At 69.1% G+C, this 20601-nt stretch carries 20 protein-coding genes; 7 read left to right on the top strand and 13 right to left on the bottom strand.

Going from position 1 to position 20601, the window contains the following annotated elements; genetic code table 11:
* Positions 1 to 4: 4 nt before the first annotated feature.
* The 11 genes from ACAM57_RS30245 to ACAM57_RS30295 all read right to left on the bottom strand — a co-directional run bounded on the left by ACAM57_RS30245 (position 5) and on the right by ACAM57_RS30295 (position 10797).
* Positions 5 to 928 carry an ABC transporter permease gene (locus tag ACAM57_RS30245; protein WP_369659995.1) on the bottom strand — a complete coding sequence of 308 codons (924 nt, stop codon included), beginning with the start codon at positions 926 to 928 and terminating at the stop codon, positions 5 to 7.
* Entirely contained in the window at positions 925 to 1989 is a 1065-nt protein-coding gene (locus tag ACAM57_RS30250; RefSeq protein WP_369662497.1) for an ABC transporter permease, read from the bottom strand. The genes ACAM57_RS30245 and ACAM57_RS30250 overlap by 4 nt, the downstream gene beginning before the upstream one ends.
* Positions 1990 to 2011: 22 nt before the next feature.
* Positions 2012 to 3136 carry a BMP family ABC transporter substrate-binding protein gene (locus tag ACAM57_RS30255; RefSeq protein ID WP_369659996.1) on the bottom strand — a complete coding sequence of 375 codons (1125 nt, stop codon included), beginning with the start codon at positions 3134 to 3136 and terminating at the stop codon, positions 2012 to 2014.
* A gap of 61 nt (positions 3137 to 3197) precedes the next feature.
* The gene (gene hpxZ, locus ACAM57_RS30260) at positions 3198 to 3581 is read right to left on the bottom strand and encodes an oxalurate catabolism protein HpxZ (RefSeq protein WP_369659997.1); all 384 of its coding nucleotides are present in this window, start codon (positions 3579 to 3581) and stop codon (positions 3198 to 3200) included.
* Positions 3578 to 5053, bottom strand: coding sequence for an AtzE family amidohydrolase (locus tag ACAM57_RS30265; protein WP_369659998.1), 1476 nt, complete (start codon positions 5051 to 5053; stop codon positions 3578 to 3580). The genes hpxZ and ACAM57_RS30265 overlap by 4 nt, the downstream gene beginning before the upstream one ends.
* On the bottom strand, positions 5050 to 5256 hold the full coding sequence (locus ACAM57_RS30270; protein ID WP_126022414.1) for an AtzG-like protein: 207 nt from the start codon (positions 5254 to 5256) through the stop codon (positions 5050 to 5052). The genes ACAM57_RS30265 and ACAM57_RS30270 overlap by 4 nt, the downstream gene beginning before the upstream one ends.
* Positions 5257 to 5278: 22 nt before the next feature.
* Positions 5279 to 6112: an ABC transporter ATP-binding protein gene (locus tag ACAM57_RS30275; protein ID WP_369659999.1), complete on the bottom strand. Its 834-nt coding sequence runs from the start codon at positions 6110 to 6112 to the stop codon at positions 5279 to 5281.
* A complete protein-coding gene (locus ACAM57_RS30280; protein WP_369660000.1) occupies positions 6109 to 6936 on the bottom strand; it encodes an ABC transporter permease in 828 nt (275 codons plus the stop codon). The genes ACAM57_RS30275 and ACAM57_RS30280 overlap by 4 nt, the downstream gene beginning before the upstream one ends.
* Before the next feature lie 5 nt (positions 6937 to 6941).
* The gene (locus tag ACAM57_RS30285; protein ID WP_126022417.1) at positions 6942 to 7949 is read right to left on the bottom strand and encodes an ABC transporter substrate-binding protein; all 1008 of its coding nucleotides are present in this window, start codon (positions 7947 to 7949) and stop codon (positions 6942 to 6944) included.
* 14 nt (positions 7950 to 7963) lie between these two features.
* On the bottom strand, positions 7964 to 9694 hold the full coding sequence (gene atzF, locus ACAM57_RS30290; RefSeq protein WP_369660001.1) for an allophanate hydrolase: 1731 nt from the start codon (positions 9692 to 9694) through the stop codon (positions 7964 to 7966).
* Between the two features lie 239 nt (positions 9695 to 9933).
* Complete coding sequence (locus ACAM57_RS30295; protein ID WP_126022419.1) at positions 9934 to 10797, bottom strand: M48 family metallopeptidase; 864 nt, start codon at positions 10795 to 10797, stop codon at positions 9934 to 9936.
* Positions 10798 to 10874: 77 nt separating this feature from the next.
* On the opposite strand from ACAM57_RS30295, the gene ACAM57_RS30300 reads away from it, so the two are divergent.
* The 6 genes from ACAM57_RS30300 (at position 10875) to ACAM57_RS30325 (ending at position 18107) form a co-directional block, all read left to right on the top strand.
* Complete coding sequence (locus ACAM57_RS30300) at positions 10875 to 12479, top strand: hypothetical protein (protein ID WP_369660002.1); 1605 nt, start codon at positions 10875 to 10877, stop codon at positions 12477 to 12479.
* Positions 12480 to 12641: 162 nt separating this feature from the next.
* The gene (locus ACAM57_RS30305) at positions 12642 to 13844 is read left to right on the top strand and encodes a beta-ketoacyl-[acyl-carrier-protein] synthase family protein (protein WP_369660003.1); all 1203 of its coding nucleotides are present in this window, start codon (positions 12642 to 12644) and stop codon (positions 13842 to 13844) included.
* A gap of 5 nt (positions 13845 to 13849) precedes the next feature.
* Positions 13850 to 14707: a beta-ketoacyl synthase chain length factor gene (locus tag ACAM57_RS30310; protein ID WP_369660004.1), complete on the top strand. Its 858-nt coding sequence runs from the start codon at positions 13850 to 13852 to the stop codon at positions 14705 to 14707.
* Positions 14708 to 14824: 117 nt separating this feature from the next.
* Positions 14825 to 15547, top strand: coding sequence for a response regulator (locus ACAM57_RS30315; RefSeq protein ID WP_126022422.1), 723 nt, complete (start codon positions 14825 to 14827; stop codon positions 15545 to 15547).
* 11 nt (positions 15548 to 15558) lie between these two features.
* Entirely contained in the window at positions 15559 to 16758 is a 1200-nt protein-coding gene (locus ACAM57_RS30320; RefSeq protein ID WP_126022423.1) for an ATP-binding protein, read from the top strand.
* Between the two features lie 77 nt (positions 16759 to 16835).
* A complete protein-coding gene (locus ACAM57_RS30325) occupies positions 16836 to 18107 on the top strand; it encodes an O-antigen ligase (RefSeq protein ID WP_240650658.1) in 1272 nt (423 codons plus the stop codon).
* A 41-nt stretch (positions 18108 to 18148) separates the two neighbouring features.
* On the opposite strand, the gene ACAM57_RS30330 is transcribed toward ACAM57_RS30325, so the two are convergent.
* Positions 18149 to 18358, bottom strand: coding sequence for a zinc-finger domain-containing protein (locus ACAM57_RS30330; protein WP_013538728.1), 210 nt, complete (start codon positions 18356 to 18358; stop codon positions 18149 to 18151).
* Between the two features lie 29 nt (positions 18359 to 18387).
* A complete protein-coding gene (locus ACAM57_RS30335) occupies positions 18388 to 19341 on the bottom strand; it encodes a branched-chain amino acid transaminase (protein ID WP_369660005.1) in 954 nt (317 codons plus the stop codon).
* A 134-nt stretch (positions 19342 to 19475) separates the two neighbouring features.
* Between ACAM57_RS30335 and ACAM57_RS30340 the strand changes: the two genes are divergently transcribed.
* Positions 19476 to 20465 (top strand): recombination-associated protein RdgC, encoded by a 990-nt coding sequence (locus ACAM57_RS30340; RefSeq protein WP_126022424.1) that lies wholly within the window; start codon positions 19476 to 19478, stop codon positions 20463 to 20465.
* Positions 20466 to 20601 lie beyond the last annotated feature (136 nt).

Genomic DNA, 20601 nt, shown 5'->3' on the forward strand with positions numbered 1-20601 from the left:
GCGTTCAGTTCCTTGTCGATGAGAGTTCGCCGGGGCTGCCTGCGGCGGCGCTGCCCGGCCTGCAGGTGAACACCAGGATCACCAGCGTGAGCACGTAAGGCACGGTGTTGAAGAGGTGGTAGCCCCAGCCGATGCCGATGGACTGCAGCGCCGGGCCGATGGCGCCAGCGCCGCCGAAGAGCAGCGCCGCGCCGACGCAGCGCAGCGGGCTCCAGCGCGCGAAGATCACCAGCGCCACCGCGATCAGGCCCTGGCCGCTGGAGATGCCTTCGTTCCAGCTGCCCGGATAGAAGAGCGTGAGCGACGCGCCGCCCAGCCCGGCGATGAAGCCGCCCGCCGTGGTGGCCGCGATGCGCAGGCCCGAGACCGAATAGCCGAGCGCGCGCGTGGCCTGTGCCGAGTCGCCCGCCATGCGCACCAGCAGCCCTGCACGCGTGCGCGCAAAGCCCCACCACAACAGCACCGCGAGCGCCACGCCGACGGGCACCAGCGCGTTGAGCTGCAGGGCCGAGCGCACGACGGGGTTGCCGCTCCAGAAGCCCAGCGGGATCGCCGGGATCTGCGGCGCCTGCGGCTGGATCAGCGGCTTGCCCAGGTAGAACGCGAGCCCCGTGCCCAGCAGCATCAGCGCGATGCCGGTCGCCACGTCGTTCACGCGGTCGAGCGAACACAGCAGCCCGTGCAGCAGCGCGAGCGCGGCACCGGCCAGCGCGCCGATCAGCACGCCGAGCCATGCGGAGTCGGTGAGATAGGCGCCGCCGAAGGCCGCCATGGCCGACAGCACCAGCACGCCTTCCAGCCCGAGATTGATGCGGCCCGACTTCTCGGTGAGGCACTCGCCCAGGCTCACGAAGAGAAAGGGCGCGCCCACGCGCAATGCGCCGCCGATGATGCCGGCGACCAGCGCGATCCATTGGTCGGCCGTCATGTGTAGCTCCTTGCTTCCGGAAGCATGCGGTCGCCGAACTTCTTCCAGTCGACCGTGCGCAGGCCTTCGCTCGCGAGGATCAGCACGAAGGCGATGCCCTGTAGCACCAGCACCGATGCATCGGGCAGGCCCAGCCGCCGTTGCAGCAGGCTGCCCGCCGCGCCGAAGCCGCCGAACAGGATCGCCACCGGCACGATGGCCACCGGGTTGTGCCGCGCGATGAACGACACCAGGATGCCCGCGTAGCCGTAGCCCGCGATCAGCGATGCGTTCGCGTTGGTGTGCACCGCCGCAACCTCGATGGCGCCAGCGAGCCCCGCGCATGCGCCACCGAGCCCGCAGGCCGAAAGAATGAGCCGCGTGGCCGGCAAGCCGACGAGCTGCGCGGTGCGCGGATTGCCGCCCACCACCCGCACCGAGAAACCCGAGGCCGTGGCGCGCAGCCACCAGCCGAGCCCGAGGCAGGCCACGATGCCGACCACCAGGCCCCAGTGCACGTCGGAACCGCCGATGCCGCCGATCAGCAGCCCGTCGCCCAGCGCGTAGGTCGAGGGCTTGTTGAGGCTGGCCGGGTCGCGCAGCGGCCCTTCGACCAGATGCTTGAAGATGCCGATGGCGATGTAGGCCAGCAGCAGGCTGCTGATGGTCTCGTTGATGCCTCGATACTGGCGCAGCCAGCCCGCGAGCACGATCCACAACGCGCCCGCGAGCGCACCGGCAATGCACACGGCCACGGTGCCGACGACATTGCCCGGCAGCGGCACCGCATGCGCCAGCGCCGCGCAGGCCAGCCCGCCCAGCACCAGCGCGCCCTCGCCGCCGATCACGATGAGCCCCGCGCGCGCGGGCAGCGCCACGCACAGCGCGGTGAGCATCAGCGGCGCTGCGCGCTGCAGCGTGTTCTGCCACGAGAACCAGTCGCCGAACGCGCCCTTGAAAAGCGTGGCCCACACCTCCACCGCATCGATGCCGGCGAAGGCCACCACCAGCCCGAACAGCAGCAGCGCCGCCGCGATGGCGAACACCGGCAGGGCCAGTTCCTTGAAGAGCGCGGGGCGCAGCATGACGGTACCGGGGTGTCGGTCAGACGCTTCCGACGACGCCTTCGACGAGGTAGTTCATCTTCTCGAGCTCCAGGTCGGTCTGCTTCAGGACCTTGCCCGCCGGCACCACCACGGCGCCCTTGTTGTCCTTGATGCCGTCCTTAAAGATGTCGAAGCTGCCCGCGATCATCTTCGCCTTGATCTCGTCGGCGTGCTTCTTCGCGGCGTCCGGCACCATGGGGCCGTAGGCCGACATCTTCACGTAGCCTTCCTTCAGGCCGCCGCGCAGGAAGTTGGGGTGCGGCTTGCCGGTCTGCGCGGCCTCGATGGCGGTCTTGTAGGCGGTAAGCCAGTTCCACTCGGCGCCGGTGAGGTACGCATTGGGCGCGAGCTTGGCCTGGCTGGCGTGGTAGCCGCAGACCATCTTGCCGCGCTTGGCGGCCGTCTCGACCACCACCTTGGGGCCGTCCACGTGCATGGTGAACACGTCGCAGCCCTGGTCGGCCAGGCTGTTGGTGGCCTCGGCTTCCTTCACCGCCATCGACCAGTCGCCCGTGAAGATCACGCTGCAGGTGATGTTCGGCTTGACCGAGCGCGCGCCGAGCGTGAAGGCGTTGATGTTGCGCAGCACCTGCGGAATGGGCTTGGCGGCGACGAAGGCGACCTTGTTGCTCTTCGTCATGTGCGCGGCGATCACGCCGTTGAGGTACTGGCACTCGTCGATGTAGCCGAAGAAGCTGCCGACGTTCTTGGGGTGCTTGCCCTCGGTCCAGAGGCCGCCGCAGTGCGAGAAGCGCACGTCGGGGTTCTTGGGCGCGACCGCGAGGATGTGCGGATCGAAGTAGCCGAACGAGGTGGGAAAGAGCAGGCCCGCGCCGTCCTGCGAGATCATTCCGGTCATGGTCTTCTGCACGGCCGCCGTCTCGGGCACGTTCTCTTCCTCCACCACCTTCACGCCGGGCAGCTTCTTGATCTCGGCGGCGGCCATGGCGTGCGCCTGGTTGTAGCCGTAGTCGTCGCGCGCGCCGACGTAGATCACGCCGACGGTGAGCGGCTTGGGCTTGGCCTGGGCGGCGGCAAGCGCGCTCCAGCTTCCGAGGCCGCCCGCCGCGCCGAGCGCGGCCAGGGTCTTGAGGGAATCGCGGCGATTGAATTGGCTGGTCATGACGTACTCCGTTGCTGGAAAACAGGTTGAAGGACTGAAGGAAAAAGAAGTGCCTGGGCGCTCAGCCGAGCAGGCTGACGTGCGCCGAGACCACGCGCCAGCCCTCGGGCGTGCGCATCCAGGTCTGGCTCTGGCGGCCGCTTCGCTCGGCGCCTTCGCGGCGGAACTCGCAGTTCGCGGTGGCGAAGTCGCGCCCGTAGGTGGTGATGACGGTCACGAGCAGTTCGCGCGCAAGGCCCTGTGAAGGGCGCGATGCGCGAAAGGCCCGGATCTCGTCGTAGCCGTAGAGGTTTTCGGTGGCGCCATAGCGCAGCGTGGTCGGGCTGTTCCAGAACAGCTCGTCGAGCACCTCGACCTTGTTGTTCACCAGCGCGTCCTCGTAGCGGGCGAAGGCGGCCTGCACTTCGGACAGCACGTCGGGCAGGTTGATGTCGCTCGCGTTCATGCGGGTGTTTCCTCCGAACTGAGTGCGGCGACCGGCGCATGCGCCACGCCCGCGGCTTCGAGTGCCGCGGCCACGCGCAGCACGAGGTCTTCGCGCCACGGCGCGGCGATCACCTGCACGCCGACCGGCAGGTCGGGCTGGTTCGGCTGGCTGGCGTGCGTGCCCCATACCGGCACGGCGCACACTGGCAGGCCGATGCACGAGAAGGGCTGGGTCAGCAGGCCCATGTTGGGCCGTACCGGCAGCACCTGGCCGTTGACCTCGAAGCTTTCCGCGCCGATGGGCGTGGCCGCGCTGGGCGTGGCCGGGGCCAGCAGGATGTCGTAGCGCGCGAACAGGCGCGCCACCGCCTCGGCATACACACGGCGCACGCGCTGCGCGCGCGCCACCCAGGCGGCCGGCAGCAGCGCTCCGGCCAGGAAGCGGTCGCGCGACAGCGGCTCGAAGTCATGCGCGCGGCGCCGCAGGTCATCCAGGTGCAGCGCGGCGCCTTCGGCGTTGGTGATGAGGAAGGCGGCGGCCCGCCCGGCCTCGACCAGCGGCAGTTCCACGCTGGCCCGCGAGACGCCCGAGCCCAGTGCATCGGCGACCAGATCGACGGCGGCCAGAGCCTGGGCGCCTGCGCGCTGGTGGAAATAACCGCCGAGCACGCCGATGCGCAGGCCGCGCGCGCCCTGCGCCAGCACGCCTGATACAGGTTCGACGGCCCGCTGCGCGCAGCCGGGGTCGTGCGGGTGGCCGGCGTCTTCGGGGCCCTGCAGCGCGTCGTAGACCAAGGCCAGGTCGCGCGCCGACCGGGCGAACGGGCCGAGGTGGTCGAGGCTGGACACGAACGGGAAGCTCCCGGTGCGCGGCAGCCGCCCGAACGTGGGCTTGAGGCCGAACACGCCGCACAGCGACGCGGGCACGCGGATCGATCCGTTGGTGTCGGAGCCCAGCGCGAGCGGCACCTGCCCCGCGGCCACCGCGGCACCCGAGCCGCCCGACGAGCCGCCCGCGATGCGCCGGAGGTCGTGCGGGTTGCGCGTGGGGCCTTCATGGCTGTTCTCGGTGGTGAAGCCGTAGGCGTACTCGTCCATGTTGAGTGCGCCCACCAGCACGGCGCCCGCACGCTCCAGCCTTCGCACCAGCGCGGCGTCGGCGCGCGCGGGCGCGGTCTGGCGCTCGATCTTCGAGCCCGCGAGCGTGGGCAGGCCGGCGATGTCGAACAGGTTCTTCACCGCGAACGGCACGCCGAGCAGCGGCAGTTCGCGGGTGCGCGCGCCGTTCGCCGAAGCCAGCGAGGCATCGACCTGTGCCGCGCGACGCAACGCACGTTCCCCCAGCACGGCAGTGAATGCGTTGACCCGGCCGTCGGTGGCTTCCACGCGCTCGAGGCTGGCCTGCACCAGCGCGGTGGCGCTCGCGGCGCCCGCGCGCACCGCTTCGGCCATGGCGGTCGCATCGCGCAGGAGCAGGTCCGCGGCGCTCATGCGTCCTTCTCCTCGGGCGCCACCGGAGCGAAATGCACCGCCGGCTCGGCCGACATGGCCAGCGGTACCGACTCCACCAGCGCGGCGAACTCGGCCGCGAGCGCGAAGTAACGCAGCACGCCGGGGCGGTGCGCGGGCGACAGGGGCAACGCGAGCGCCGCCGCGGCGGCGTCGACGTAGCTCTCGATCTGCGTGGGTGTCATGGACGGTTCCTCGGGTCGATGCCTAGCGGCGGACTTCGCGCTGGAAGATGTCGAGGCTGAGCTTCTTCATGGCGACGAAACTCCCGGTGCTGAGCGTTTCCACCGTGCGGGGGCGCGCATCGCCGTAGCGCAGGATCTCCGCGACCTTGGTGGGCCGCTTGGTCAGGAGCAGCACCTCGTCGGCGAGGTACACCGCCTCCTCGAGGTCGTGCGACACCAGCAGCATCGTGGTGCCGGTCTGCATGAACACCTCCTGCAGCTTCTCGCGGATGAAGAGCGTCATCTCGAAGTCGAGCGCGGAGAAGGGCTCGTCGAGAAAGAGCACCTCCGGGTTGGGCGCGAGCGCGCGCATGATCGACGCCGTCTGCTGCTGGCCGCCCGAGAGTTCGTACGGGTAGCGCGCGAGGTCGAACTTCACGTCGAAGGAGGCCACCAGCTCTTCCATGCGCCGGTCGACCTCGGCCTTGCTGCGCCCTTCGAGCTTCAGCGGATAGGCGATGTTGTCGATGGTGCGCATCCACGGGAACATCGCCTCGCGATAGTTCTGGAACACGTAGCCGATCTTGGTGTCCGAGCGCCGCTTGCCGTCGAACAGGATCTCGCCAGAGTCGATGGGAATGAGCCCCGCGATCATGTTGATGAGCGTGGACTTGCCGCAGCCGTTGGGGCCGAATACCGAGACGATCGCGTGCTTCGGGATGTCGAGGTCGAAGTTCTCGTACAGCGGCCAGCCCGCGAAGTACTTGGTGAGCCCTCGGATGGTGATGTGCGTGCCTGCCGGGCCGGGCCTGAACACGGGCCTGGGCACGTCGGCGTACACCGGGCCGTTGACGACGATGTCCTGCGTGACTTTCATCTTCCGCTCCAGTGGACGATGCGGCGCTCGGCGACCAGGAAGAGGATGTTCAGCGCATAGCCCAGCGCACCCGCCGCCAGAATCGCCGCGTACATGCTCTTCACGTTGAGCACCTGCTGCGCGTCGATGATCCGGTGGCCGAGCCCCGTGTCGGAGCCGATGAACATCTCGGCCACGATGACGATCACCAGCGCCATCGACACCGCCGAGCGCAGGCCCACGAAACTGGGCTGCAGGCTTTCCCACACCAGCACGTCCTTGAAGATCTGCCAGCGCGATGCGCCCATGACGCGCGCCGCCATCACGCGCTGCTTGCGCGCGTTCATCACGCCGTAGGCGCTGTTGAACACCACGATGAGCAGCGCGCCGAAGGCGGCGATGGCCACCTTGTTGACGTCGCTCACGCCGAAGATCAGCAGGAACAGCGGGATGAGCGCGGACGACGGCGTGGAGCGGAAGAAGTCGATCAGGAACTCCACGCTGCGGTAGGCGCGCTCGTTGCTGCCCAGCAGCACCCCCAGCGGCACGCCGATGGCCGCCGCGATGACGAAGGCCTGCACGGTGCGCCACACGGTCATGGCGAAGTCGGTGAGCAGCGGGCCGCCGGCCAGGCCTGTGACGAGCGCCGCGACGGTGTCGGCCGGCGTGGGCAGCAGGATCGGCTTGATGAAACCGAGCCGCACCGCCAGGTCCCACACGATGAACAGCACCACCGGTCCGATGAAGGGCAGCAGGCGGTCGCGCAGCGGCGGCTTCGGCGCGGCCGTGGCCGCGCTGGCCGGCGGGGTCCACGGCGCGGCCGTGGTCGAGCTTGCGTCGGCCATGGTCTTCAGGCCTTGTAGAGCAGCGTGTCCACCGCGACCTTCTTCTCGAAGATGCCTTTCTCGGTGAACAGGTCGTAGAACTTCTGGAAGTACGCGACGTCGCTGGGCTTGAACTCGTTGTAGAGCATGTACGACGCGAGCGGCACCTCGGCGGTGAGCTTGCCTTCGATGGCGGTGTAGCCCTTCATGAACTGGCGTGCCTCGTCGGGCTTGCTGCGCACCAGCTCCACGCCGCGTGCGTAGGCGGCGATGTACTTCTTCGCGACCTCGGGGTTCTTCCTGATGAAGTCGCTGGTGAGGCTGGCCGCGCCGCCGTGCCACGGCGCCATCGGGTCGCCGAGGATGTACTTCGCGACCACGCCGGCCTCGACGACGCGCGTGGTGCCGTTCATGCGGCCCACGGTGCCGGTGGGCTCCAGCGTGTAGCAGGCATCGACCTGGCCCGCGACCAGCGCGGCCACGTGCTGGCCGATGGGCAGCTCGCTCACGGTCGCGCCCTTGGCGCCCGCGCGCTCCAGCATGGTCTTGCACAGCGTGACGTTCTGGATGCCGGGGCCCGAGGCGACCTTCTTGCCGGCCAGCTCGGCCACCGACTTGACGGGGCTGTCCTTGGCGACGATGAATTCGTCGAGCACGTACTTCGCGTTGCTCGGGTTGGTGCAGAAGATCTTGAACAGCCCGGGCTGCGCGATCTCGCCGATCGCGAGATTGGCGGAGCCCGTGCCGTTGGCGCTGCCGTCGCAGCGGCCCGCGAGCATGCCTTCCATCACCTGCTGCGCGCCGGCGAACTTCAGCGGCTCCACGTCCAGGCCGGCTTCCTTGAAGTAGCCCTTGTCGACCGCCGCGAAGAACGGCAGGCCGGCGGCCACCGGCCAGAAGCCGATGCGCAGCTTCGCAGCCGCGCCCTGCGCGCGCACGATGGCGGGCGCGGCCAGCACTGCCATGCCCGCGGCGCCGGCCTGCAGCAGCTGGCGTCGCCGGCGTGCGGCGGGAGAGTGTTGTTGGATGCTCATCGGAACTCCTCTGATCAGTTGGAACTCGGGGTGGCGCGGCTCGCGACGTATGCGCGCCAGCCGCCGTGATGGCTCACGTCCTGCGCGCCGTCCAGCGCGTGGCCTTCGCAGATGAAGCCCTTCACCCAGCTGCCGTCGGCCAGCTCCACGCTGCCGAGGCCCAGCGGTGGCGGGATCAGCGCGAGGAAGCTGCCGACCTGCGCGAGCGGCACGGCCCACACCTCCAGCGCGATGGCGGCGCCTTCATCGCCTTCGGCCACGCGACGCAGTCCGGGCTTGGGCGGCACGGTGCCCGGCAGCGCGTGCAGCCTGTAGGCGGGCGAGGTGGTGGTGGCGCGCACCAGGGTCGCGCCGCGCTCGGTCAGTTGGCTGTTGAGCGGCATGCCCGAGAGATGCGCACCGACGACGGCGATCGGCAAGGTGCCGGCACCCGCCGCCGCGAGCCCCGGAATCGCACGCGGCGGCGGCAGAGGCTCGCCTGTCGCGCCCTGCGCAAGGCCGGTGGCGTGGTGGAAGCGCTGGCCCAGCTCGGCGAGTGCGAGATCGCTGCCGCAGGGGCCGATGAGCGTGATGCCGAAAGGCAGGCCGTCCGCGCGCAGGCTGCTGGGCACCGAGAGCGCGGCGTAGTCGAGCAGGTTGACGAAGTTGGTGTAGGCGCCGAGGTTGCGGTTGAGCGCGACCGGATCGGCGCGCATCTGCTCGCGCGTGTAGTGCGTGGGCGCGGTGGGCACGAGCAGCAGGTCGATGTCGCGCCACATCGGCTCGACCTTCTGCGCGATGGCGCGCAGCCTGGTCTGTGCGTCGAACAGGTCGGCGGCGCTGTAGCCCCGGCCGCTGGCGAGGATGCCGCGCACGGGCTCGACGACTTCGTCCGCATGCGCATCGAAGAACTCGCGCACCGCGGCGTAGCGCTCGGCGACCAATGCGCTCTCATAGAGCATCCCGGCCGCTTCCGCGAGCGGCGCGTAGGCGATGGTGACGGGCGTGCCGCCCATGGCGAGCAGCCGCGCGACCGCATCGCCGAAGGCCTGCTCGGCGGCGGCGTCGCCGAAGAAGCTCAGCCGGTCGGGCACGCCGAAGCGGAAGCGCGCGGGCAGCGGCTCGCGGCGCAAGTCGATCTCGCGGGAGTACGGATCGCGCGCGTCGTGGCCGGCGGCTGCCAGCAGCACGTCGACCGCGGTGGCGACGGTGCGCGCGAAGATGGAGACGCAGTCGGCGCTCTGCGCGGCGGGCACCACGCCGAAGGCGCTCAGCAGGCCGCGCGAAGGCTTCAGGCCGACGATGTTGTTGAGCCCGGCCGGCACGCGGCCGGAGCCGGCGGTGTCGGTGCCCAGCGCGAAGTCGGCCTCGCCCGTGGCCACCACACAGGCCGAGCCCGAACTGGAGCCGCCCGATACATAGCGCGCGTCGAAAGCGTTGGGCACCTCGCCATAAGGAGAGCGGGTGCCGTTCAGGCCGCAGGCGAACTGGTCGAGATTGGTCTTGCCGGCCAGCAATGCACCGGCTTCGAGCAGGCGCTGCACCACGGTCGCGTGCACCTCGGGCAGGCGCTCGAAGGCCGGGCAGGCGGCGGTGGTGGGCACGCCGGCCACGTCGATGTTGTCCTTGACAGCGAAGCGCAGGCCCGCGAGCGGCAGGGCGAAATCCAGCGCCACGGCGGCGTGCGTGTGTGCCACAGGCGAGGCGAACCTGGCGATCCAGGCCGCTTCTGGCGTTCCGCTTTTCGGGTTTTCTTCGTGCACCATCTTCAGGCATCCAAACATGTGTACAAGTTGAGATGCAAGCGGCATGCCAGCGCAAGCGCACCGTGGCGCAGATCGGAATCGTGCGGGGATTGGCCCGCTCCCCTCGGGCTTGGCTCCCTCTCCCCCTCGGGGAGAGGGTTGGGGTGAGGGCAGGTGCGGAAGATGAAGCGCGACTCTTATCTAGAGGCCGTAGCCCTAACCCCCGCCCTCTCCCCACGGGGGAGAGGGAGTCATGCAAGTCAGCTCTTCCTTGCGTCGCGGTAGAGCTTCTCGACCTTCGGCAGGTTCGCTTCGAGCTTCGAGATGCGGTCCGGACCGCTCGGGTGCGTCGAGAGGAAGCTCAGGCCGCCCTGATTCCTGGACGCCGTGGCCATCTTCTGCCACAGCGAGACCGACGCCTTCGGGTCATAGCCCGCCCGCGCCGCCAGTTCGAGCCCGACGAGATCGGCCTCTGTCTCGTCGCTGCGGCTGAACTTGAGGGTGATGAGCTGCGTGCCGGCGCGCGCGGCCAGGTCGCCTACCTGCCCCCAGCCGAGCAGCTGCGCACCGATGGAGAGCGCGGCGCCCGTGCCCGCGCTCTTGGCCAGGCGGGCGCGTGCATGCTCGCGCAGGGCGTGGGCCATCTCGTGGCCCATCACCATCGCGACCTCGTCGTCGGTGAGCTTCAGCTGGTCGAGGATGCCTGTGAAGAAGGCGATCTTGCCGCCGGGCATGCAGAAGGCGTTGATCTGCTTGCTGCCGATCAGGTTGACCTCCCACTTCCAGTCTCGGGCGCGCGAATTCCACGGCATCGCGAACGGAATGAGCCGCCTGGCGATGGCCCGCAGGCGCTGCAGCTGCGGATTGCTCTCGCCCGCGAGCGCTCCCTTGGCGCGTGCCTGCTCGAGCAGCTGGCCGTACTGCTGCACGCCGGCCGTCTCGATCTGCTCGACCGGCACGATGTTCCGGGCCACCGAGGCCTTGCCCACGTCGACCTGCGCCAGGGCCGGCTTCGCGAGAACCGCGCCGGCCGCCGCCAGCAGGAAGGCTCGCCGCGGATGCCACGCGGAAGCTGCGGAGGGGGCGGGAACGTCGGTGAAGGGGCGATCGCATCGTGTGCACATAGGAGCGGGATGATAGGAACAAATGAAGACAAGAAGCCCGGGAACCCGGACCGTCGCTCATGGACAATCCAGGGCACATGTCCGCCTCGCCCGCAGAAACCCCCACGCCCACCTCACCGCCCTGGCGCGACGCGCTGAAGGTCTACCTGGAGCCCGCCACCCTGCGCATGCTGGCGCTGGGCTTCTCGGCCGGGCTGCCGCTGCTGCTGGTGCTGGGCACGCTGAGCTTCCGGCTGCGCGAAGCGGGCATCGACCGCACCACCATCGGCTATTTGAGCTGGGTCGGGCTGGCCTACGGCTTCAAGTGGGTCTGGGCGCCGCTGGTCGACCGGCTGCCGCTGCCGCCGCTCACCACCTTGCTGGGACGCCGCCGCGGCTGGCTGCTGCTGGCGCAGTGCATGGTCATCGCCGGGCTGGCGGGCATGGCGGTCAACGATCCGCGCCACGGGCTCACACCGCTGGTGTGGTGCGCGCTGCTGGTGGCCTTCGGCTCGGCCACGCAGGACATCGCGCTCGACGCCTTCCGCATCGAATCGGCCGAGGCACGCAAGCAGGCCGCGCTGGCCGCCGCCTACCAGACAGGCTACCGGCTCGCGATGATCTGGGCCGGCGCCGGCGTGCTGTGGGTCGCGGCCTGGGCGGAGGTGGCGCCCGCTGCAGCGGCCACGGGCGCGGCGGCCTATCAGAACGGCGCCTGGAAGACGGCCTACCTGGTCATGGCGGCATCGATGGCCATCGGCGTGGTCACGGTGCTGCTTTCGCCCGAGCCGGTGCCCGTCGACCGGAGCAAGCAAGCGGCTGCAAGCCTCTTGGTGCGCGAGCAAGTGCTCAGCACCGGCATTTCGCTCTGGGGAGCACTGCTGACCGTCGCCGTGCTTCCAGCATTGGGCATCCTGGTGGAATTCAGCCTTTCGGATGCTCGCCTGACATTGATCGGCCTCGCGCAAGTCCTGGCTGTCCTGTTGCTGTTCGGCCTGGGACTGCGGGGCCTGGCCAGGTTGGGCTGGCGCGTCCCGGTGCCACCGTTCCTCGCCTCCCTGGTGGCCTGGTTCATTCAAGCCTTCTATCAGCCGTTCGCCGACTTCTTCCGCAGATATATGTGGCAGGCAGTCCTTATCCTGGCGCTGATCGCCATCTATCGCATCAGTGACGTGGTGATGGGCATCATGGCCAATCCTTTCTACGTGGACATGGGATTCACGAAGAGCGAAGTTGCATCCGTGAGCAAGATCTACGGCGTGGTAATGACGGTTGCCGGAACGTTCATCGGCGGTGTGCTGTCCACCCGCCTGGGCGTGATGCGCGTGCTGATGCTCGGCGCCGTGCTCAGCGCCGCCAGCAACCTGCTCTTCGCCTGGCTGGCCACGCGCGGGCACGACCTGACTGCGCTGATCGCGGTGGTCTCGGCCGACAACCTCGCCGGCGGCATCGCCTCGGCGGCGTTCATCGCCTACCTGTCGAGCCTCACCAACATCAGCTACTCGGCCACGCAGTACGCCCTTTTCAGCTCGCTGATGCTGCTGCTGCCAAAGTTCCTGGCCGGCTACTCGGGTGCCTTCGTCGACGCCTACGGCTACAGCAGCTTCTTCGTCGGCACCGCCCTGCTGGGCGCGCCGGTGCTGTTGCTGGTGGCGCTGGCCTCGCGGCTGACGGCGACCACAAGCCCACAGGGCCGTCAATAGGGCCTGGGCCTTATAGGAAACGGCCGACGGTGCGCGGGCCGCGCAACTGGTAGGCTGTGCCGGTATACATTCGTTTCTTTCAATTTTCTTTCCCCGCCGCGCGCTTCGCTTCCTGCCGGCGTCCATCGTCCGCCTGACCGACAGCCCAACACCTACAAGATCGTGCCGTCCCGAATTTCTCCTCTTCAGATAAGTGCCTACACGGCCACCAGCGCCGTCGGTGTCGGCAAGGAAGCGCTGGCCGACGCGCTCGCGCAGTCGCGCAGCGGGCTGCGCGCCAACGATTTCGGCGATGCGCCGCTGCCCACCTGGATCGGCCGCGTCGAAGGCGTCGAGGAGGTCCGGCTCCCCGAATCGCTCGCGCAGTGGGACTGCCGCAACAACCGGCTGGCCTGGATGGGCCTGCAGGCCGACGGCTTCATCGATGCCGTTGCCGCGGCGCGCGAGAAATACGGCGCATCGCGCATCGCGCTGGTGCTGGGCACCTCCACCGCGAGCATCGGCGAGACCGAGCTGGCCTACACGCAGCTCGACGCGCACGGCATGTTCCCGCCCGGACAGCGCCGCCCCGAGGTGCACACACCGCATTCGCTGGCCATGTTCGCGCAGCAGCTGCTGGGCATCAGCGGACCCAGCGAAACGATTTCCACCGCCTGCTCGTCCAGCGCGAAGGTGTTCGCCTCGGCCGAGCGGCTCATTCGCCTGGGCCTGGCCGACGCGGCCGTGGTCGGCGGGGCCGACACGCTGTGCGGCAGCGTGCTGTTCGGCTTCAACTCGCTCGAACTTGTATCGAGCGAGCCGTGCCGGCCCTTCGACGCCGCGCGCAAGGGCATCAGCCTGGGCGAGGCCGCGGGTTTCGCGCTGGTCGAGCGCGTGCAGACCGGCGCCGATGCCGCGCCGCTGCATTTGCTGGGTTACGGCGAAGCGAGCGACGCGCATCACATGTCGACGCCCCACCCCGAGGGCCTGGGCGCCGAGCGCGCGCTCGACGAGGCGCTGGCGCGCGCCGGCCTCGAACCCGAGGCGATCGACTACATCAACATGCACGGCACCGCGAGCCAGAAGAACGACGAGGTCGAGGGTGCGCTGGTGGCGCGCCGCTTCCCGGCACGCACGCACGCCAGCTCGACCAAGGGCTTCATGGGCCACACGCTGGGTGCGGCGGGCATCGTCGAGGCGGTCATCAGCCTGCTGGCGATCGAGCGCGGCCTGATGCCGGGCACGGTCAACACGCACACGCTGGACGAGGGCTTCGGCCCGCAGATCCGGCTGGAGCCCGCGCGCGGCGAAGTGCGCTATGCGCTGAGCAACTCCTTCGGCTTCGGCGGCAACAACTGCTCCCTCGTTTTCGGCAAGGCGGCATGAACCACATGAACCAGGCCGCACCCAAGCCCCCCACCCTCTACATCGAAGGCCCGGCCTTCTGGACTCCCACGCTGCCCGGCTGGGACGCCGCCCGTGCCGCCTTCCGCGGCGAAGGCGCGCTGGCCGATCCGCCCGCGAAGCGCCCGTCGCCGCAGGTGCTGGCCCCGGCCGAGCGCCGCCGCGCGCCCGACACCGTGGCGCTGGCGCTCGAAGTGGCGGCCGCCGCCCTTGCCGGCTCGGGCCGCAACGCGGCCGACGTGCCCTGCGTGTTCACGTCGGCGCACGGCGACCTGTCGATCAACGACTACATGTGCAGCACGCTCGCGAGCGATCCGAAAGGGCTGTCGCCCACCAAGTTCCACAACTCGGTGCACAACGCGGCCGTGGGCTACTGGACCATCGGCACCGGCTGCATGGCGGCAAGCAACGCGGTTTCGGCCTACGAGCACAGCTTCGCCTCGGGCCTGCTGGAGGCGGCCGTGCAGTCCGCCTGCGACCAGGAGCCTGTTCTGCTGGTGGGCTACGACACCCCCACGCTGGGCGCGCTGACTTCCGTCACCGACAGCCGCGGCCTGCTCGCGGTGGCGCTGGTGATCGCGAGCGAACCCGGCGAGCGCACCGTGGCGGCGCTCGACTGGTCGCTGGTCAGCGAAGACGGCAAGGCTGTGGCAGCCACGCCGCCGCGCTCCGAAGCCGCGAAGTCGCTGGCCGAGATCAACCCCATGGCCCAGTCGCTGGGCCTCTTCGAATCGCTGGCACATCTGGATGACGGCAATGTCGGCGGCGTGGGCTCGCCGGTCGACCTGCCGCTTTCCGCCACCCTGTCGCTGCGGCTGCAGTTGCGGCCGTTCGCACGGGGCTGAGCCCACGGCCACTGCAACCGGCGCTATGCTTTTCGCAGCATGGCCGGTTGACAGGGGTTGCCGAGGTTTACCCAACTTTACGGAGCGTTCAAGCCCTCTTGCTCCCGGTGGACGACCATGAAGCGCATGAGCACCCCCCAACTCCTGATGATCGAAGACGACGCCCGCCTGGCGCAGATGGTGGGCGAGTACCTGACGCAGTCGGGCTTCGCGTTCAACCATGCCGGCGACGGCGCCGCCGGGCTCGAGCAGTTGCAGCAGCACGCGCCCGACCTGGTGATCCTCGACCTGATGCTGCCTGACACCGACGGCCTCGAAGTCTGCCGCCGCATCCGCGCGCTGCCCGGTCCGCTGTCGAAGGTGTCGGTGCTGATGCTCACGGCCAAGGGCGACCCGATGGACCGCATCATCGGCCTGGAGATCGGCGCCGACGACTACCTGCCCAAGCCCTTCGAGCCGCGCGAGCTGCTCGCGCGCATCCGCGCCGTGCTGCGCCGCCGCGCCGAGAGCGCCACCGAGGCCGAGGCCTCGTCGGTGATGCGCTTCGGCACGCTGGAGATCGACCGCAACGCGCGCACCGTGTCGGTGGGCGGCGCGGTGGCCGACCTCACCTCCTACCAGTTCGACCTGCTGACGGCGATGGCCGAGCGCGCGGGCCGCGTGCTCACGCGCGACCAGATCATGGAGGCCGTGCGCGGCCGCGAGCTCGAAGCCTTCGACCGCTCCATCGACGTGCACATGGGCCGCATCCGCGCCGCCATCGAGGTCGACGCGAAGAACCCGAAGCGAATCCTCACGGTACGCGGCGTCGGGTACGTCTTCGCCAAGCAGCAAGACTAGGCTGACCGCCAATGCTGCGCAGTCTCTATTCGCGCCACCTCTACGTCCGCATCTGGCTCGCGGTGGTAGGCGGGGTCGTCATCCTCACGCTGATGGCCAACTGGATCGTGCGCGAGGCCGCCGAGGCCGAGCGCGAACGGCTGGCGCCGGTGCCGCGCAACGTGGTGGTGCTGGACGCACAGGACAAGCCGATAGGCGCGGGCACCGCGCTGCGCGTGCCGGGCCAGGGCCTGGAGTTCGACGTGACGCTCAGCGACGGCAAGGCCATCACGCTGCGCGTGGCGCCGCGCGAGCGGCCCACCGGCACCGGCGGTTTCGCGCCGTGGCGCACGCCCTTCGGGCTGGGCTGGATGATCGCGCTGGTGGGCGTGGCGGTGGCGCTGGGTGTGTACCCGATCGTGCGGCGCATCACGCAGCGGCTGGAATCGCTGCAGCGCGGCGTGCAGCGGTGGGGCGAGGGCGATCTCTCGGTGCGCGTGACAGAAGAAGGGCAGGACGAAGTGGCTGATCTATCCAAACGATTCAACGCGTCGGCCGAACGCATCGAGCAGCTGGTGCGTTCGCACAAGTCGCTGCTGGCCAACGCCTCGCACGAGCTGCGTTCGCCGCTCACCCGCATCCGCATGGGCCTGGAGCTGATGGGCGAGCACCCGAGCCAGTCGGCGCGCGAGGAAATCTCGCGCAACATCGGCGAGCTCGACCAGCTCATCGACGAGATCCTGCTGGCAAGCCGGCTCGACGCCAGCGAGGCCGACATGGGCACCATCGAACCGGTCGACCTGACCGGCCTGGCGGCCGAGGAATGCTCGCAGGTGAACGCCGAGCTCGACCTGGCCGACGGCACCGACAACGCCACTCTCACCGTGCCGGGCGTGTCGCGCCTGCTGCGCCGCGCCATCCGCAACCTGCTGGAGAACGCGCGCCGCTACGGCGCCGGCGAGATCGCGGTGGAGCTGGGCAGCGCCAACGGCTACGCCACCGTGCGTGTGAACGACCGGGGCCCGGGCGTGCCGCCCGCCCTGCGCGAGCGCATCTTCGAGCCCTTCTACCGCCTGCCCGGCGCCAGCGAGCGCAACGGCGGCGTGGGCCTGGGGCTGGCGCTGGTGAAGTCGATCGCCGAGCGGCACGGCGGCACCGTGCGCTGCGAGGACCGCCCCGGCGGCGGTGCGAGCTTCGTGATCCGCCTGCCGGCCGCCGCACGCAGCCACTGAGCGCGCACCGCCCACCCCCGCCCGCGCGGGGTCGTGGTCAGGTTGGCCCGAGGACGCCAACCTAAAATCCCGCCCCTATGCAGAGATCGCACATCGTTCGGCCCGCGGCCATGTTCTGGGGGCTGGTGGTGTTCATGCCGGTCGGCGTCACCTATCTTTCGGCCATCGTGCTGCTGCTCGCCATGCTGGTGGCCGGCGGCCTGGGCGAGCGCTATGCGCGGCTGCGCGCCAACCCGCTGTGGTGGCCGGTGATGGCCTACTTCGCCTGGACCTTCATCGTGCTGGCCATCGGGCAGCACTATCCCGAGACTGGCTCCAACCTCTTCCACGGCATCCGCATCGGCCTCACGATGCTCATGGCGATGGCGCTCACGCGCGAGGAGGCCATCTGGGCGCTGCGCGGCTTCCTGCTGGTGGCGGCGCTCAACATCGTGCTGGTCATCGTCTTCTACGCGGTCGGCGGCTTCAACATCTGGTCGCCGCTGCGCGCGGTGGTGATGGAGGTGGGCAACAAGTCGATCAGCAACGCGCTGCTGTTCAGCGTGGTGGCTTCCACCGCCGCCGTGTGGGGCATCGCGCAGATCGCCGCCCACAAGCCGCTGCGCGCCGTTCCCGCCTTCGTGCTGATGCTCGGGCTGGGCCTGGTGGTGGCGCTGCCGCTGACCTCGCGCACCTCGGTGCTCGCGCTGCTGCTGGTGGTCCCGGTGGTGTGCATCCATCAGTGGCGCAGCCACCTGAAGATGCTGGTGGGCGCACTGGTGCTGGGTGCCGTGGTGATGGGCGCCGGGCTCTACCAGTTGCCGCAACTGCAGCACAAGGTGGAAGTGGGCGTGCAGGAACTCGAGGAGGCGCAGGCCGGCGCGGTCTTCAAGGGCAGCTGGGCCATCCGCTACTACATGTACCGCGACACCGGCCTCATGATCGCCGACCGCCCGTTCACCGGCTGGGGCATCGGCGGCTGGACCGACCAGTGGCACAAGCGCGGCCCGGCGCTGCTGGCCGACTCGAACATGCCCCACAACGACTTCCTCTGGGTCGGCGCCCAGGGCGGCCTGCCCGCGCTGCTGAGCCTGCTCTTCATCATGGTCGCCGCCGTCTGGCAGGCATGGAAGAGGCCCGACATCGCGGGCCGCTACGCGCTGGCGGCCACGCTGATCGCGCTGATCGCCTCGAGCGTGAACTCGGCCATGCGCGACGCGCAGATCGGCCTGGCGCTGCTGTTCATCGCGATGGTCTACCTGCGGCTCGCGCAGGAGAAGAACGACCCGAATCCGTGGCGCGGACTGCTGTCCTCGCGCCTGAAAGGCCTGGAGAGCCTGGAAAAAGACCCCGCCCGCCCGGCTGCCTGAAGAGGCACCTGGCGGCCGGGGCCGGGTGGTTCAGCCGTGGCTCAGTGCCGCGCCGACACCGCCTCGCCGGCCTTCAGCCGGTACACCGTGCCGCAATACGGGCACTTGGCCTCGCCGGTGCGCGCCACGTCGAGGTACACCTTCGGGTGGCTGTTCCAGAGCTTCATGTCGGCCTTGGGACTGGGGCAGAACACGCCGCCCTGATGATTGAGCTCCTTGGCCAGGAGTTCGACTACTGCATTGGTGGACATGGGGTCGTTCTCTCGTTCTCTTCTTCTGCTCAGACTTTCGTGAGCCAGTGGGCGTACTTGGGATTCTTGCCGTTCACGATGTCGAAGAAGGCCGCCTGGATCTTCTCGGTGATCGGGCCGCGCGCGCCGCCGTCGCCGCGGTTGCCGATCTCGATGCGGTCGAGCTCGCGGATCGGCGTGACTTCGGCGGCCGTGCCGGTGAAGAAGGCTTCGTCGGCGACGTAGACCTCGTCGCGCGTGATGCGCTTTTGCACCAGTTCCAGGCCCAGGTCCTTGCACACGTGCAGGATGGTGTTGCGGGTGATGCCGTTGAGCGCGCCGGCCGACAGGTCGGGCGTGTAGACCACGCCGCCCTTGACCACGAAGATGTTCTCGCCCGCGCCTTCGGACACGAAGCCGCTCGCGTCGAGCAGCAGTGCCTCGTCGTAGCCGTCGTCCAGCGCTTCCATGTTGGCCAGGATCGAGTTGGTGTAGTTGCTCACCGTCTTGGCCTGCGTCATCGTGATGTTGACGTGGTGGCGGGTGTAGCTCGAAGTCTTCACGCGGATGCCGCGCTTCATGCCCTCTTCGCCCAGGTAGGCGCCCCAGGACCAGGCCGCGACCATGGCGTGCACCTTGTTGCCCTTGGGGCTCACGCCCAGCTTCTCGGAGCCGATCCAGATGAGGGGGCGCAGGTAGCAGCTCTCGAGCTTGTTCTCGCGCACCACCTGCTTCTGGGCCTCGTTGAGCTGCTCCTGGGTGAAGGGGATCTTCATGCGCAGGATCTTGGCGCTGTTGAACAGGCGCTCGGTGTGCTCGGCCAGGCGGAAGATCGCGGTGCTGCCGTCGGCCGTCCTGTAGGCGCGCACGCCCTCGAAGGCGCCGCAGCCGTAGTGCAGCGTGTGGCTCAGCACGTGGATCTTGGCGTCGCGCCAGTCCACGAGTTCGCCGTCCATCCAGATCTTGCCGTCACGGTCGTCCAGCGAGGGGGGGATCGAGCTCATTTCCTGATTCCTTTGGGATCGGTGTGGGGGTGCGACAGGAAGGGAAGTCGCAAAAGCTTGCGATTTTACGGCGCCGGGCCGAACGGCCTGCCCGACAATGGCCGGCTGTCCAAACCGTTGGAAAAAGGGTTTCCGTGTCCGTATTCAAGAACGTCATCGTCTATCGCATCGAACCCGCCTGGTCCCAGACACTGGCCGAGGCGGAAGAAGGCCTGGGCAGGCAGCGCTTCGAGCCCTGCGGCCCCTCGCAGGAAAAGTCCGCCGGCTGGATCGAGCCGCGCGGCGAGGCCAACGGCCCGCTGGTGGAGTCCATCGACGGCCAGTGGCTGGTCGAATACATGATCGAAAGCAAGCAGGTGCCCGGCTCGGTGGTTCGCCGCAAGGTCGACGAGCGCTGCGCCCACATCGAGGCCACCACCGGCCGCAAGCCCGGCAAGAAGGAAAAGAAGGAGCTCAAGGAAGACATCACCCTCGAGCTGCTGCCCATGGCCTTCACCCGCAGCGCCCGCGTCACGGTGTGGATCGACAAGGCCGAGAACCGCCTGGTGATCAACACCGGCAACGCCTCGCGCGCCGACGAAGTGGTCACCAGCCTCGTGAAGTCGCTCGACGGCTTCGCGGTGGCCCTCATCAACACCCAGGTCGAGCCCGCCGCCGCCATGGCCAACTGGCTGCTCACGCAGGAGCCGCCGGCCGGCTTCACCATCGACCGCGAGTGCGAGCTCAAGGCCAGCGACGACTCCAAGGCCGTGGTGCGCTACGCCAAGCACCCGCTGGACATCGACGAGGTCAAGCAGCACATCACCGACGGCAAGCGCCCCACCCGTCTCGCGCTGACCTGGGACGACCGCGTGTCTTTCGAGCTCACGCACGGCCTGCTGATCCGCAAGATCGCCTTCCTCGAAGGCACGGGCGACGGCGCGGCGGGCGGCAAGAAGGAAGACAACTTCGACGCCGACGTGGCCATCGCCACCGGCGAGTTGGGCCAGCTGGTGCCCGCGCTGCTCGACGCGCTGGGCGGCGAGGCAGCCTTCACCGCCGCGCCGCAGGACGAAGCGGCCAAGCCTGCCGCCGCCCAATCCGAGGCTACGGCAGGGGCCGAAACGGAAGACGCGCCGTTCTAAGGCCGTCAGGAACACGGACAACCGAACGCAGAAGAAATACAAAAACTACGCAAAGGTCGCAAAAGAAACCAAGGAAAAAATTTCTGGTTTTCCTTTCGCGACCTTCGCGAAACCTTCGCGTCCTCTGCGTCCGGCT

It is taken from the genome of Variovorax sp. V15, from assembly GCF_041154425.1.
Classification (GTDB): Bacteria; Pseudomonadota; Gammaproteobacteria; order Burkholderiales; family Burkholderiaceae_C; genus Variovorax; species Variovorax guangxiensis.